This window comes from Paracoccus sediminicola, assembly GCF_027912835.1.
In the GTDB taxonomy this organism is placed as follows: Bacteria; Pseudomonadota; Alphaproteobacteria; order Rhodobacterales; family Rhodobacteraceae; genus Paracoccus; species Paracoccus sediminicola.
On record NZ_CP115768.1, the window covers coordinates 21,657 to 36,852 of the forward strand.

9 protein-coding genes are annotated in these 15,196 nt (G+C 63.6%); 4 read left to right on the forward strand and 5 right to left on the reverse strand.

What is annotated here, in order from left to right:
• Positions 1-45 precede the first annotated feature (45 nt).
• Complete coding sequence (locus tag PAF18_RS00100; RefSeq protein ID WP_271116619.1) at positions 46-783, forward strand: DUF1217 domain-containing protein; 738 nt, start codon at positions 46-48, stop codon at positions 781-783.
• 386 nt (positions 784-1,169) lie between these two features.
• Positions 1,170-4,505: a carbamoyl-phosphate synthase large subunit gene (gene carB, locus PAF18_RS00105; RefSeq protein ID WP_271116620.1), complete on the forward strand. Its 3,336-nt coding sequence runs from the start codon at positions 1,170-1,172 to the stop codon at positions 4,503-4,505.
• A 95-nt stretch (positions 4,506-4,600) separates the two neighbouring features.
• On the opposite strand, the gene truA is transcribed toward carB, so the two are convergent.
• The 5 genes from truA to metG all read right to left on the reverse strand — a co-directional run bounded on the left by truA (position 4,601) and on the right by metG (position 10,046).
• Positions 4,601-5,383 (reverse strand): tRNA pseudouridine(38-40) synthase TruA, encoded by a 783-nt coding sequence (gene truA / locus PAF18_RS00110; RefSeq protein WP_271116621.1) that lies wholly within the window; start codon positions 5,381-5,383, stop codon positions 4,601-4,603.
• Positions 5,383-6,336 (reverse strand): 5-bromo-4-chloroindolyl phosphate hydrolysis family protein, encoded by a 954-nt coding sequence (locus PAF18_RS00115; RefSeq protein ID WP_271116622.1) that lies wholly within the window; start codon positions 6,334-6,336, stop codon positions 5,383-5,385. The genes truA and PAF18_RS00115 overlap by 1 nt, the downstream gene beginning before the upstream one ends.
• A 157-nt stretch (positions 6,337-6,493) precedes the next feature.
• Positions 6,494-7,414: an arginase gene (gene rocF / locus PAF18_RS00120; protein ID WP_271116623.1), complete on the reverse strand. Its 921-nt coding sequence runs from the start codon at positions 7,412-7,414 to the stop codon at positions 6,494-6,496.
• Between the two features lie 66 nt (positions 7,415-7,480).
• Positions 7,481-8,242 carry a TSUP family transporter gene (locus PAF18_RS00125; RefSeq protein WP_271116624.1) on the reverse strand — a complete coding sequence of 254 codons (762 nt, stop codon included), beginning with the start codon at positions 8,240-8,242 and terminating at the stop codon, positions 7,481-7,483.
• A gap of 97 nt (positions 8,243-8,339) precedes the next feature.
• Positions 8,340-10,046 carry a methionine--tRNA ligase gene (gene metG / locus PAF18_RS00130; protein ID WP_271116625.1) on the reverse strand — a complete coding sequence of 569 codons (1,707 nt, stop codon included), beginning with the start codon at positions 10,044-10,046 and terminating at the stop codon, positions 8,340-8,342.
• Positions 10,047-10,193: 147 nt separating this feature from the next.
• On the opposite strand from metG, the gene PAF18_RS00135 reads away from it, so the two are divergent.
• On the forward strand, positions 10,194-11,336 hold the full coding sequence (locus PAF18_RS00135; RefSeq protein WP_271116626.1) for a hypothetical protein: 1,143 nt from the start codon (positions 10,194-10,196) through the stop codon (positions 11,334-11,336).
• A 118-nt stretch (positions 11,337-11,454) separates the two neighbouring features.
• Positions 11,455-15,186 carry a methionine synthase gene (gene metH, locus PAF18_RS00140; RefSeq protein WP_271116627.1) on the forward strand — a complete coding sequence of 1,244 codons (3,732 nt, stop codon included), beginning with the start codon at positions 11,455-11,457 and terminating at the stop codon, positions 15,184-15,186.
• Positions 15,187-15,196: the final 10 nt, after the last annotated feature.

Consider the following 15,196-nt stretch of genomic DNA (forward strand, 5'->3'; position numbering starts at 1 on the left):
GGGTGGGCTCTGCTGAACCGAACTGCTGACCGGCAGCGCGGGCTGGTGGCGTCGGACGTGGCGGTCCGCTCGGCCAGTGATCATTTCAGGGAAAATGTATCGAAGATCCGCTCTGCCGATGAGCTTCTCTCCGACTACCGGATGCTGAATGTGACGCTGCGCGCTTTTGGGCTCGAAGGGGACATGGGCGGCAAGGCCTTTCTGCGGCAAGTCTTGAACAGCGATCTGAGTGATGAGAAAAGCATCGCCAATCGACTTTCAGACCAAAGTTACCGCCGCCTTGCCGAGGCCTTCGGCTTTCAATCTGCGGCGGCTGCGCAGTCAAAACCTCTCAGCGCCGCACCGAATTTCGCTGAGCGCATCATTTCCCAATATGTCGAGCGCGAATACCAACGGCGCGTGGGTGAAGGCGACCAGAATCTGCGCCTCGCGCTCAACGCGCGGCGAGAGCTGGCTACGCTGGCCCAAAGAAATGTCAGCGATGTCACCAAGTGGTACGAGATCATGGGCAACATCCCGCTACGCAAAGTGTTCGATGGTGCCTTCGGCTTTGGCGACAGCTATGCGAAACTTCCGATCGACCGCCAGCTTGCAGAGTATCAGGAGGCAGCGGATAGGATGTTCGGCACCGCCTCGCCCTCGCTGTTCAAGGATGGCGAACAGGTCGAAACGCTGATCCGCCGCTTCATCGTGCGAAGCACAGCGGCCGCCGGTGCCACGTCAAACCGCTTCTACACCGCACTGACATTGCTCTCTAACGCTGTCGCCCCCCTTGCTCGGTGAGATGGAAATCTCGCTGACTGAGCCCCAGCCGGTTGCCGGCGGTTTAGATGCCTCTCGCGCTCGCTTCAGCGGTGCGGGAGCCGATGAAGAAGGTCTGTGCTTGCGAAGCGGAACGGGTCAGGTAGCCGCGTGCGGCATGTGGCTAATGCGGTTCATCGACGGCAGGCGAGCTCGGTCAGCGAGTGATACCTTGCGCAGGCTGCGCGCTGCCCAATTCATCGAGCCCAGCATGTCCACTGTGCGCTGTCGGTTCCATCCCGCCCTCAGATCAGAAAGGAGAAAGCGTAGTTCGATCCGTAACGTCGCACAGCCAGCCCTTGCTTCCCGGCGCTTCTGCACTATAACCCCGTTCGATTTGCCGACAGTGAAGAGCCCAGGGGTCATCCATGCCGAAGAGAACCGACATCAAGTCCATCCTCATCATCGGCGCCGGTCCCATCGTCATCGGGCAGGCTTGCGAATTCGACTATTCCGGGGCTCAGGCCTGCAAGGCGCTTCGCGAGGAAGGGTATCGGGTCATCCTGGTGAACTCGAACCCGGCCACGATCATGACCGATCCCGAGATGGCCGATGCCACCTATATCGAGCCGATTACCCCGGATATGGTCGAAAAGATCATTGCTGACGAACGGCCCGACGCGCTCTTGCCGACGATGGGTGGGCAGACCGCGCTGAACACCGCGCTGGCGCTGGCTGATGCCGGGGTGCTGAACAAATACGGGGTCGAGCTGATCGGCGCGCAGCGCGCCGCCATCGAAATGGCCGAGGACCGCAAACTGTTCCGCGAGGCGATGGATCGGATCGGGCTCGAAAACCCCAAGGCGACCATCGTCACTGCGCCGAAAGACGCCAAGGGCAGGTTCGATCTTGAGGCCGGGGTGCAGACCGCGCTCGACGCGCTCGATGATATCGGGCTGCCTGCGATTATCCGCCCTGCCTTCACTCTTGGCGGCACAGGTGGCGGCGTCGCCTATAACCGTGAGGATTACATCCATTTCTGCCGCTCGGGCATGGATGCCTCACCGGTCGGTCAGATCCTTGTCGATGAATCGCTGCTCGGCTGGAAGGAATACGAGATGGAGGTGGTGCGAGATCATGCCGACAACGCCATCATCGTCTGCTCCATTGAAAACGTCGATCCGATGGGCGTCCATACCGGCGATTCGATCACCGTCGCGCCGGCGCTGACCCTGACCGACCGCGAATATCAGCGGATGCGGAACGGCTCGATTGCGGTGCTGCGCGAAATCGGGGTCGAGACCGGCGGATCGAACGTGCAATGGGCGATCAACCCCGATGACGGCCGCATGGTGGTGATCGAGATGAACCCGCGGGTCAGCCGCTCATCCGCGCTGGCCTCGAAGGCGACTGGCTTTCCCATCGCCAAGATCGCCGCGAAGCTCGCCGTGGGCTATACGCTGGATGAGCTGGACAATGACATCACCAAGGTCACGCCGGCCAGTTTCGAACCCAGCATCGACTATGTCGTGACCAAGATCCCGCGTTTCGCGTTCGAGAAATTTCCAGGCAGCAAGCCCGAACTGACCACTGCGATGAAGTCCGTGGGCGAGGTCATGGCCATCGGCCGGACCTTTCATGAATCGCTGCAAAAGGCGCTGGCCTCGATGGAAAACGGCCTGACGGGGCTGGACGAAATCGACATCCCCGGCGCCGCGGATGAGGGCAAGCCCGCGATCATCCGCGCTCTTGCGAAACAGACCCCGGACCGCATCCGCGTGATCGCGCAGGCCATGCGCGAAGGCATGACGGATGACGAAATCCACAATGTCACCGCGTTCGAGCCGTGGTTCCTCGCCCGTATCCGCGAAATCGTGGAGGCTGAGAACGAGGTCCGCAGCAACGGCCTGCCCGGCACCGAAGGGCTGCGGCGCCTGAAAATGATGGGTTTTTCCGACACCCGCCTCGCCACGCTGACCGGTCTCGCCGAAGCCGAAATTCGTCGCACGCGCCACAATCAGGGCATCAATCCGGTCTTCAAACGCATCGACACCTGCGCCGCCGAGTTCGAGGCGCAGACGCCCTATATGTATTCGACCTATGAATCCCCGGCGATGGGTGAGGTCGAGAATGAGGCGCGCCCCTCGGATCGCAAGAAGGTCGTCATTCTCGGCGGCGGCCCGAACCGGATCGGGCAGGGGATCGAGTTCGATTACTGCTGCTGCCACGCCTGTTTCGCGCTGACCGATGCGGGCTATGAAACCATTATGGTCAACTGCAACCCGGAAACCGTCTCGACCGATTACGACACCTCGGACCGGCTGTATTTCGAACCGCTGACGCTGGAACATGTCCTTGAAATCCTGTCCATCGAACAGGAAAACGGCACGCTGCACGGCGTCATCGTGCAGTTCGGCGGCCAGACCCCGCTGAAGCTGGCCAATGATCTGGAGGCCGCAGGTATCCCGATCCTCGGCACCTCGCCCGACGCCATCGACCTGGCCGAGGATCGTGAGCGGTTCCAGAAGATGCTGAATGAATTGGGCCTGAAACAGCCCGTCAACGGCATCGCCCACAGCGACGACGAAGCCCGAGCCATCGCCGAAAAGGTCGGTTTCCCGCTGGTCATCCGCCCCTCTTATGTGCTCGGCGGCCGCGCGATGGAGATTGTGCGGGATATGGACCATCTCAACCGCTACATCACCCATGCGGTTGACGTGTCGGGCAAGAACCCGGTGCTGCTCGACAGCTATCTGAGCGGCGCGATCGAGGTGGATGTCGACGCGCTTTCGGACGGCGAGACGGTCCATGTCGCCGGCATCATGGAACATATCGAGGAAGCCGGCGTCCATTCCGGCGATTCGGCCTGTTCGCTGCCGCCGCACACGCTGGATGCGGCGACCATTGACGAACTCAAGCGCCAGACCGTCGCAATGGCGAAGAAACTGGGCGTTGTCGGGCTGATGAACGTCCAGTTCGCCATCAAGAACGGCGAAATCTTCGTGCTTGAGGTCAACCCCCGCGCCTCGCGCACGGTCCCCTTCGTCGCCAAGGCCACCGACAGCGCCATCGCTTCCATCGCCGCCCGGCTGATGGCGGGCGAGCCGATGTCGGCCTTCCCCGCCCGCGAGCCCTATCCCGACGGCGTCGGCCCCGAGGATGATCTGCCCTTCGCCGACCCGCTGACGCTCGCCGACCCGCTCACCCCATGGTATTCCGTGAAAGAGGCGGTGCTGCCTTTCGCCCGTTTCCCCGGCGTGGACACGCTGCTGGGGCCGGAAATGCGCTCCACCGGAGAGGTGATGGGCTGGGACCGCAATTTCCCCCGCGCTTTCCTCAAGGCCCAGCTCGGTGCCGGCACGCAGCTGCCGTCAGGGGGGGCGGTGTTCATCTCTATCCGCGACGCTGACAAGACCGAAGCCGTGGCCCGCGCCGCGCGCGATCTGGTCGAGATGGGGTTTTCGATCATCGCGACCAGCGGAACGGCCGCCTTCCTTGCCGGTCATGACGTCGCATCCAGCCGGGTGAACAAGGTCTACGAGGGCCGTCCGAACATCGTCGACCGCCTGAAGAACGGCGAGATCGCGATGGTCCTGAACACGACCGAGGGCGCCCAGGCCATCGCTGACAGCCGCGAAATCCGGGCCGTCGCGCTGTATGACAAGATCCCGTATTACACGACGGCGGCGGGCAGCATCGCGGCCGTCGCAGCGATCAAGTCGCGTGAGGAAGGGGAAGTCGGGGTGAGGTCGCTGCAGGCTTGACCGTCTGTGCGGTCCCGCCCGCATGACGGATAATCCCCCTGTAGGGTGCGGTTCTCAGTCTGCGTAAGCTCTGTGCACGGGTTGTGCGCGCATTTTCAGGCGGCGTCGAACGGATCGGGGTCATATGTAACCCCGCTGAGCGAGAGGCCCTGAGGCGGACAGACCGGCCCGCAGGCTGCCCTCTCCCGCGCCTCCAGAGCGGTGCGGACGCGCGCCGGCTCCCACGCGCCGGTGCCGACGCGCTCCAGCGTGCCGACGATACTACGCACTTGATTATGCAGGAAACTTCTGGCTCGCAGATGAAAGCGGATCTCCTGCCCGGCGGGGTAGTCATGCGCCGAGATGCGGATCTCGTCCAACGTCTTCACCGGCGAGGCCGCTTGACACATCGTGCTGCGGAAGGTGGTGAAGTCGTGGCGCCCCACAAGATACTGTGCCGCCTCATGCATTGCCTCAACATCCAGCGGTTTCAGCACCTGCCAGACGCGCCCCCGATCTGCGACCACCGGCGCCCGCCGTGCCACCAGCCGGAAAAGATAGCGCCTTTCGAGCGCAGAGAACCGGGCGTGAAAGTCCGCGCTGACCGAGGCCACTGCCGTCACGGCCACCGGCGCCGGTTTCAGATGCCAGTTCAATGCCTCGCCAAGCCGAAACGCCTTCCATTGCCGGCTGAGATCGGCGTGAAAGACCTGCCCGGACGCATGCACCCCGGCATCGGTCCGTCCCGCCGCCGCGATCCGAGCGCCTTTCGCGAATCCGTCATCGAGCCGCGCCAGAGCCGACTCGATCGCGCCCTGAACGCTCGGCTGGCCGGACTGCGCCTGCCAGCCCGCAAAAGGCGCGCCGTCATACTCGACCCGGAATGCATAGCGCGGCATCAGTCCCGACGACGCCCCGCCTTGACGGTCTCGCGGATCAGATCGCTGAGATCATGGCCCCGCCGATTTTCGAGCGCCGGCTTTGTGGGGTCCCTGGGGCGCACCCCCTCACGCGCCAGCCTGTCGCGCAGCACTTGCATCTCGATATCGAAATCGCTGCGTCCGCCCTCGATCAGCGAGCGGGTGCGGGCGGCGAAATTGCCCTCGAGATCGGTCAGCAGAGCCTCGTAATCCTCGCGCGCGGACTGGTCGCTGGTCTGTGCATAGAGATCGGCGAACTTCACCGTCGCGTCGCGCGCGCCCATCAGATACACGCCCAGATAGCGCCGCGCGGCGGTCAGATCACCGGGGTCTTCCTCGACCCGGCGGAACATTTCTCGTGCAGTTTCGGCGAAAACCTGCACCCGCGCTTCCAGCCTGCGGTCACCAGTGCGGCGGATCGCGTCAAGCATCCCTGCAAGATATTCCTCACCCTCGTCTACGATCCGCGCCACGCGGTCCTGCTGGAACGGGTCGATCCCTTCCATCCCCTTGTCGCGCGCCGGATCGGCGCCGAATGAGAGATGGTGCAGCACCGCGCCCGCAAAGCCGATCAGACCGGCCCCGAACATCGCGTTGGGTTCCGCTGCGCCGACCGCGAGGCCAAGCCCCGTGGCCACGCCGCCGAACAGCTTGCGCGGCCATGCAGGGCGGCGGGCGACGCGGCGCGCATCATAGGCCGCCTCGGCCTGAAGCCCCTCGCGGGTCAGCACCGAGCCGAGCGCGACGATTCCGAAGCCGGCGAGATTGGTCACCAGCCCGAACGGGTCCTGCCAGAATGCGCTGAGTAGAAAGGGAGAGGCGGAAATCGTGATCCATTTCACCCGCGATTCCAGCGGGTGGACCGGCTCGCCCTGCGGCTGAGGCATGTCCCCTGCGCCGGGCGAGAAGCGTCCGCCGTAACGTTTCGCCATGACGACCCCTTACGCCGCGCCGGCCAGAGACGCATAAAGCGTCAGCAGCACGAGCAGGTAGAATGACAGCCTTTGCGTGGCCTTCCGGGACATCGTTCTCTCCGTTTGCGGTTCCTGAACAGATGGGCCGGTCGGCCCGCGATTGCAAGCGTCGCTCTCAGAAGCTGCGGGTGCGGCGGTCGAACACCTTCTGGCCCATCATCGAGCCGACAAGATCGACCATCAGCTTTGCCGTTCGCCCGCGATCATCGAGAAACGGGTTCAGCTCGACCAGATCCAGCGAGGTGACGAGCCCCGATTCATGCAGCATCTCGCAGACCAGATGCGCTTCGCGGAAGGTGGTGCCGCCAGGCACTGTGGTGCCGACAGCCGGCGCGATGGCAGGGTCCAGGAAATCCACATCCAGCGAGACATGCAGCATGCCGTTCGCCGCGCGGACCCGTTCGAGGAAGGTTTTCAACGGCGCGACGATGCCCTCTTCATCGAGCACGCGCATGTCGTTCACGGTGATCTCGGTCTCGGCAAGCATCTCGTGCTCGGCGGGATCGACGCTGCGGATGCCGAACATGCAGATATTTTCGCCGGGGATGGGCGCGGGGAAGTCCGGGAATGGCGCGAAACCCTCGCGCCCCGACGCATAGGCCATCGGCGTGCCGTGGAGATTGCCCGAACTTGTGGTGACGGGGGTGTGGAAATCGCTATGCGCGTCCAGCCAGATGACGAAAAGCGGTCTGTCCACCGCCTTGGCATGGGCCGCGACGCCGGCCACCGTGCCGAGCGCGAGCGAATGGTCGCCACCCATGAACACCGGCATGCCGTCGGGCATGGCATTGCGGGCGGCAACGCTTAGCGCATTGGTCCAGGCGATGACCTCGGGCAGATGGTGAACGGCCGGGTTGGGATGGGTTTCGTGGCCCGGTTCGGGTCGAACCACATCGCCACGATCCTCGACCGTATGGCCAAGCGATTGCAGCACCTCGACCAGACCCGCCACGCGATAGGCGGCCGGCCCCATCAGGCAGCCGGCGCGGCGCTGCCCTTCATCGACCGGTGCGCCGATCAGGATGCAATGTGTCATCAATTCTCCCGTTTCCTTGCGCCGGGAGAATAGGCAAGCCGCGCGGGCGGCGCCACCCTTTCGCCGCTACCAGAGCTTGCCCGCGGCCGAAACGATCAGAGACATGCCAGAGAGGAAAAGCAGCGCGAGGGCCGTTTTGCGGATCGTCGCGGTGCTGACCGGCGGCGGCAGGCGGCGGGCCAGAAACGTGCCGAGGATGACGGCAGGTGCAGCTCCGGCTGCACTTGTCAGCAGGGCGGCGTCGATGGCGCCCGAGGCAGCGACAAGGGCGCTGCGCAGCATCTGGGTGACGCAGAACACGGACACGAGCGTGACCCGAACGCTGGCCAGCGTCATCGGCTGGCGATAGAGATGCCAGATCACCGGCGGCCCGGTGGTGGCAAAAAGCCCGCCCATCAGCCCGCCCGTCAGACCCGAAAGAAAGAAGGTTCCCGGGGTCGAGCGGTTTTGTCTGGGCGACGGCCGGACGACGAGCTGGGCTGCCGACCCCGCGATGACGATCCCGAGCAGCAATTGCAGCACTCCAAGCGCCGAGCCCGCGAGCCAGCCAAGCAGCGCATAGCCCGCGATCAGGGCCGGAAAAGCGCCCGCAAGGATCAGGCAGAGCGCGGCCCGGTCCACGTCGCGCCAGCCCCGCGCCAGCACGATCACCGCATTGACCAGCACCAGAAGCGAGGTGATCGCCGCCGCCTGCGGCACCGGCATCAGCCCAAGTGCGCCGGTCGCGCCCATCAGGATCAGACCGAGCGCAAAGCCGGTCAGCGTTTGCACCCAGGCCGCCAGCATCGCGATGGCCCAGAATATCAGCATATTGGGATCTACGGACATGGCGCTCCGATTGATGCACGGCAGAAGCCCGCACGGCGCGCCAAGTTAGTCCTTCGCGTCGCGCAAATGTCCAGTGCCCACGATGCAAGAGGGCATGTCAGCCGCGCGTTCCCCCGAACCTCTCTTGCCAGGCGTCGCGCTGGTCGTCCGTGATCTTGGCGAAGAGATTCTCGGGGACGGTGAATGCGTGACCGGGCGGCAAGGCGGTCAGGGCGGTGTCGACATTGCCGGGCCACTCCGCGCTGCTGTTCATCGCCTCGCGCAGCTTCTCGGCGGTGAAGGGGATGAACGGAGCCGAGAGCACCGCGTAAAGCGCGATCAGGTTCAACCCCATGCGGACCTGCATCGCGGCAAGCTCCGGGTTCTCCTTGAAGGTTGCCCAGGGGGCCGCAGCTTGCAGATATTCATTGCCAAGCACCCAGATCGCGCGCAGTTCGGCGGCGGATTTGCGGATCTCCATCCGGTCCATCAAGCTTTCATAGTTGCGGATCCGCACGGTCAGCGCCTCGGCCAGTTCACGCTCGGCATCGCCCCAGGCGCCGCCCTCGGGCACCGCCTCGCCGAATTTCGAGCGGCAGAACTTGGTCACCCGGCTGGCGAAATTGCCCAGCACATCGGCCAGATCCTTGTTGACCGATTGCTGGAAATTCTCCCAGGTGAACTCACTGTCGCCGGATTCGGGTGCGTGGGACAGCAGCCACCACCGCCAGTAATCCGCCGGCAGCAGGTCGAGCGCGTCATCCATGAACACGCCGCGCCCCTGCGACGTGCTGAACTGCCCGCCATCATAGGTCAGGTAGTTGAAACTCTTGATGTAATCGACCAGCTTCCACGGCTCTCCCGATCCCATGATCGTTGCCGGGAAGCCCAGAGTGTGGAACGGCACGTTATCCTTGCCCATGAACTGGGTATAGATCACGTCATCCGCGCCCTTGTCGGTGCGCCACCAACGCTCCCAGTCGCCGCCATTCGCATCGGCCCATTCCGCCGTCGCGCCGATATATTCGATGGGCGCGTCGAACCAGACATAGAAGACCTTGCCCTCCATCCCCGGCCATGGCTGGTCGCCCTTCTGCACCGGCACGCCCCAGTCGAGATCGCGGGTGATGCCGCGATCCTGCAACCCGTCCCCGTCGAACAGCCATTTCTTCGCGATCGAGGTGGTCAGCACCGGCCAGTCGGTCTTGCTGTCGATCCATTCGGCAATCTTGTCGCGCATGGCGGACTGGCGCAGGAAGAGATGCTTGGTTTCGCGCACTTCCAGATCGGTCGAGCCGGAGATCGCGCTGCGCGGGTCGATCAGGTCGGTCGGGTCAAGCTGCTTGGTGCAGTTCTCGCATTGATCTCCGCGTGCCTTCTCATAGCCGCAATTCGGGCAGGTGCCCTCGATATAGCGGTCGGGCAGGAACCGGCCATCGGCGTTGGAATAGACCTGTTTCTCGCTGACCTCGCGGATCAGCCCGGCCTCGTCCAGCCTGCCCGCGAAATGCTGGGTCAGCCGGTGGTTCTGCGGGCTGGAGGAGCGCCCGTAGTGATCGAAGCTCAGCCCGAACCCGTCGGCCAGCTTGGACTGTTCCGCATGCATCCGCTTACAGTAATCGGCCACGTTCTCGCCGGTCTTGGCGGCGGCGAGTTCCGCCGGCGTGCCATGTTCGTCGGTGGCGCAGATGAACATCACCTCATGGCCGCGCCCGCGCAGGTAGCGGGCATAGAGATCCGCCGGCAGCTGAGAGCCTACGAGATTCCCAAGATGCTTGATGCCGTTGATATAAGGCAGTGCGGAGGTAATAAGATGGCGTGCCATGAAATTTCCGGGTTGGGGTCGCGCGGCTTTTAACCTTTGGCGCATCCGTTGGAAAGGGCCGGAACCTCTGGCCTGCGCACGGGTTATTGACCAGTCGTATAGATAGACGCCCATCTCCGCTTTGGGCATAATCGGCAGAAACCTGGAATGGACCGCCCCATGCGCGCTGCGCTTATCGGATGTCTGCTGATCTCCCTTGCCGGGACTGCTCTTGCACAAGTGTCAGAGGACCGGATCCGCGCGCAGCTCGCCGCGCAGGGTTACGAAAACATCACATTCACGCAGGCGGACGGCCGGGTCGAGGTGACTGCTGTGCGCGGCAAACTGCGGATCCTGACGATATATGATCTCGAAACCGGCGAAATCCTGCTGGAGCGGGTCAGCCAGCGGAATGCGTCAGCGGGTGACGCAACCGATACGAGAGAGGAGGCCGCTGCCATGCCGCGCGCCGGCGACCCTGTTGCCGCGGAAAGCCGGGCCACAGAGCATCGCGAGGATGCGAAGGAAACGCGCGCGGCGCCGGATGGTGAGTTCGAGAACGAGCTGCGGCTATCCGTTCCCGCAATCATCATCGGTGATAGCGGCGCGGACGCGTTTCGTATCGATGCCGATACTGACGACGCAGATGACGGCACGGCGGTCCCGGCTGATGATGCGATGACAACGGGGTCGGATTCTGACAGCGTAGCAGCGCAGCCCAAAGGTTCTGACAATGGTGAGCCCGACGATGGGCCAGTGGGATCGGACGAACAGCCCAAATCGGGCGACGGGTCCGGGCCCGATGAAACGCCCTCAGAGGGTGACGAGCCTTCAGAAGATGACGACGCGGATGGCGGTGGAGAGGCTGCGTCTGGCGGTGGCGCGGCGGATCACGACGGTGCCGGAGAGGGCGACGAGACCGAGCGCGGCGAAACCGCAGGCGACGACGCCAGAGCGCGTGAAGTGAATGACGGTGCCGACGAAACTGCCGAAGCTGATGCCGAAGAAAGCGACGACAGCGACGACGAAGACGGCACCGATCGCCGCGAAGCCGGTGCCGATACGGCCCCCGACGCCGAAGGCTCTGCCGGCACCGACGCCCACGCTGCTGCCGGCCAAGAGGGCGAGGGCGATGTGTCGGACAGCGATGATCCCGGTTCCGGGACGAAATCGAAGCAGGGCGGACAGACGCGGAAAGGCTCGGCCCGCGCGGCCGCTTCCACCAATGCGGCCGAGCGTAGAGACGCTTCGGCTGGCGATGCAGAGGGTCGCGGTTCTGCTGACTCGGGCGAAGATGGGGATGAAGGCTGAGCGCGCCTGAGCGGTGGCTTTATATGAGCAGCGCGCAACTTCTTCATGCGCGACATGAATTTGTCTAAATTGTGCCGCCCTGTTACAAGCTGCGCTTGATTGCGAAACAGGTGAAAACGTGGCCGAACTTCCCCGCTCTGATGTCTTCGAACAGATCCGCAAGCTGGCGCAGCAGCGTATCCTCATTCTCGATGGCGCCATGGGCACGCAGATCCAGCAACTCGGCCTGTCCGAGGAGGATTTCACCGGTCATGGTGCGGGCTGCGCCTGCCATATCCACTCGGATCACCCGCAAAAGGGCAATAACGACCTGCTGAACCTGACCCGGCCCGATGCGATCGAAGAGATCCATTATCTCTATGCGATGGCTGGTGCGGATATCGTGGAAACCAACACGTTTTCCTCGACCACCATCGCGCAGGCGGATTACGCGTTGCAGGACAAGGTGCGGGATCTGAACTTCGAAGGCGCACGGCTGGCCCGCAAGGCAATGGATCGCGCCACGGCCGAAGACGGGCGGCCGCGTTTCGTGGCGGGTGCGCTTGGGCCGACCAACCGGACCGCCTCGATCAGCCCGGATGTGAACAATCCCGGCTATCGCGCGGTGACCTTCGACCAGCTTGCCGAGGCTTATGCCGAACAGACCCGCGCCCTGATCGAGGGCGGGGCCGATCTGATCCTGATCGAGACGATCTTTGACACGCTGAACGCCAAGGCAGCGATCTTTGCCTGCGAGCAGGTCTTTGCGGAAAACAATCTGCGCCTGCCGGTCATGATCTCGGGCACCATCACCGATCTGTCGGGGCGGACGCTTTCGGGTCAGACGCCGACCGCCTTCTGGCACTCGATCCGCCATGCGCAGCCGCTGACCGTGGGGCTGAATTGCGCGCTTGGGGCCGAGGCGATGCGTCCGCATCTGGCGGAAATCTCGGACGCGGCGGACACACTGGTCTGCGCCTATCCCAATGCCGGCCTGCCGAACGAGATGGGCGAGTATGACGAAACGCCCGAGCAGATGGCGGCGCAGGTCGCGGATTTCGCGCGCGAGGGGCTGGTGAATGTGGTCGGCGGCTGCTGCGGCTCGACCTATGACCATATCCGGGCCATTGCCGAGGCGGTGCGCGACGCGCCCCCGCGCGAAATCCCGGAAAAAGAGCCGCTGCTGCGCCTGTCCGGGCTGGAGCCGTTCACCAAGACCGACGATATTCCCTTCGTCAATGTCGGTGAGCGCACGAACGTCACCGGCTCGGCCCGGTTCCGCAAGCTGATCACCAATGGCGACTATGCCACCGCGCTCGACGTGGCGCGGGATCAGGTGGAAAACGGCGCGCAGATTATCGATGTGAACATGGATGAGGGGCTGATCGACAGCGAAAAGGCGATGGTCGATTACCTGAACCTGATCGCCTCGGAACCGGATATCGCGCGCGTGCCGATCATGGTGGACAGCTCGAAATGGGAGGTGATCGAGGCCGGGCTGAAATGTATTCAGGGCAAGCCGGTGGTGAACTCGATCAGCCTCAAGGAAGGCGAGGAACAGTTCCTGCACCAGGCCCGCCTTTGCCGGGCCTATGGGGCAGCGGTGATCGTGATGGCCTTCGACGAGACCGGGCAGGCCGATACCGAAAACCGCAAGGTCGAGATCTGCACCCGCGCCTATGAGCTGCTGACGCAGGAAATCGGCTTTCCGCCCGAGGACATCATCTTCGATCCGAATATCTTCGCCGTGGCGACCGGGATCGAGGAGCACGACAATTACGGCGTCGATTTCATCAACGCCACGCGCCGGATCACCCAGACCCTGCCGCATGTGCATATCTCGGGCGGGGTGTCGAACCTGTCCTTCAGCTTCCGCGGCAACGAACCCGTGCGCGAGGCGATGCACGCGGTGTTTCTCTATCACGCCATTCAGGCCGGGATGGATATGGGCATCGTCAATGCCGGCCAGCTGGCGGTCTATGACCAGATCGACGACGAGCTGCGCGAGGCTTGCGAGGATGTCGTCCAAAACCGCCGCAGCGACGCGACCGAGCGTATGCTGGAGATTGCCGAGAAATATCGCGGCGAGGGCGGGGCGAAGGCGCGCGAAAAGGACCTGTCATGGCGCGAATTGCCGGTCGAAAAGCGGCTGGAACACGCGCTTGTCAACGGCATCACCGAATATATCGACGCCGACACGGAAGAGGCGCGGCAGAGGGCCGAGCGCCCGCTGCATGTCATCGAAGGCCCGCTGATGGCGGGGATGAACGTGGTGGGCGACCTGTTCGGCGCGGGCAAGATGTTCCTGCCGCAGGTGGTGAAATCCGCCCGGGTGATGAAGCAGGCCGTGGCCCATCTGCTGCCATATATGGAGGCCGAGAAGGCCGAATCCGGCGAGGAAAGCAGCAACGGCAAGGTGCTGATGGCGACGGTGAAGGGCGATGTGCACGATATCGGCAAGAACATCGTCGGCGTCGTGCTGGCCTGCAATAATTACGAGATCATCGACCTTGGCGTGATGGTGCCGGCGACGAAGATCCTGGAAACCGCAAAGGCCGAGAAGGTCGATATCATCGGCCTGTCGGGGCTGATTACCCCCTCGCTGGATGAGATGGTCCATGTCGCCGCCGAGATGGAGCGCGAGGGTTTCGATCTTCCCCTGCTGATCGGCGGGGCGACGACCAGCCGGGTGCATACGGCGGTCAAGATCAACCCGCGCTATCACAAGGGTCAGGCGATCTATGTGACCGATGCTAGCCGCGCGGTGGGCGTGGTCTCGGCGCTGCTCTCGGATCAGCGCGAGAGCTACGCTTCCAATATCAACGCCGAATATGAGGCAGCGGCCGAGAAATATAACCGCGGCGACAAGAACAAGACGCGGTTGCCTCTGACAGATGCGCGCGCCAATCCGGTCCCGGTGGACTTCGCGGAGTGGCAGGCCACCACGCCGAAATTCCTCGGCACTCGGGTGATCGAGGATTTCGATCTGGCCGAGATCGCCCGCTATATCGACTGGACCCCGTTCTTCCAGACATGGGAGATGCGCGGCGTCTATCCCCGCATTCTCGAGGATGAAAAACAGGGCGAGGCCGCGCGGGCGCTCTTTGCCGATGCGAAGGCGATGCTGGACCAGATCATCGCCGAGAACTGGCTCACTCCGCGTGCGGTGATCGGTTTCTGGCCTGCGAACCGCGTCGGTGACGATATCCGGCTTTACACCGACGAAGACCGCAATTCCGAGCTTGCGACCTTCTACACGCTGCGCCAGCAGGTCTCGAAACGCGAGGGGCGGCCCAACGCGGCGCTTGCCGATTTCGTGGCACCCGAGGGGCAGGCGGATTATGTCGGCGGCTTCGTGGTGACCTCGGGTCCGCAGGATCACCAGCTTGCGAACCGGTTCAAGGAAAAGGGTGACGATTATTCCGCGATCATGGTGCAGGCGCTGTCGGACCGCTTTGCCGAAGCGCTTGCCGAATTGATGCATGAACGCGTGCGCCGCGATCACTGGGGCTATGCGCCCGACGAGGATCTGTCCAATGCCGAGCTGATCTCTGAAGGCTATGGCGGCATCCGGCCCGCGCCCGGCTATCCCGCACAGCCAGATCATACCGAGAAGGTGACGCTGTTCGACCTGCTGAATGCAACCGAGGCGACCGGGGTCGAGCTGACAGAGTCGATGGCGATGTGGCCCGGCTCATCCGTTTCGGGCATCTATATCGGCCATCCGGACGCCTATTATTTCGGCGTCGCCAAGGTCGAGGAGGATCAGGTGCTCGATTATGCAGAACGCAAGGGGATGGAGGTCACCGAGGTCGAACGCTGGCTCGCGCCGGTGCTGAACTATGTTCCCGGGCAGGCAGCGGCAGAATAGGCGGGCGCGG

What these genes read in the sequence shown, in the direction of transcription:
- carB (WP_271116620.1), top strand. Translation starts at nt 1,170, where the DNA reads ATGCCGAAGAGAACCGACATCAAGTCCATCCTCATCATCGGCGCCGGT.
- truA (WP_271116621.1), bottom strand. Translation starts at nt 5,383, where the DNA reads ATGCCGCGCTATGCATTCCGGGTCGAGTATGACGGCGCGCCTTTTGCG.
- PAF18_RS00115 (WP_271116622.1), bottom strand. Translation starts at nt 6,336, where the DNA reads ATGGCGAAACGTTACGGCGGACGCTTCTCGCCCGGCGCAGGGGACATG.
- rocF (WP_271116623.1), bottom strand. Translation starts at nt 7,414, where the DNA reads ATGACACATTGCATCCTGATCGGCGCACCGGTCGATGAAGGGCAGCGC.
- PAF18_RS00125 (WP_271116624.1), bottom strand. Translation starts at nt 8,242, where the DNA reads ATGTCCGTAGATCCCAATATGCTGATATTCTGGGCCATCGCGATGCTG.
- metG (WP_271116625.1), bottom strand. Translation starts at nt 10,046, where the DNA reads ATGGCACGCCATCTTATTACCTCCGCACTGCCTTATATCAACGGCATC.
- PAF18_RS00135 (WP_271116626.1), top strand. Translation starts at nt 10,194, where the DNA reads ATGGACCGCCCCATGCGCGCTGCGCTTATCGGATGTCTGCTGATCTCC.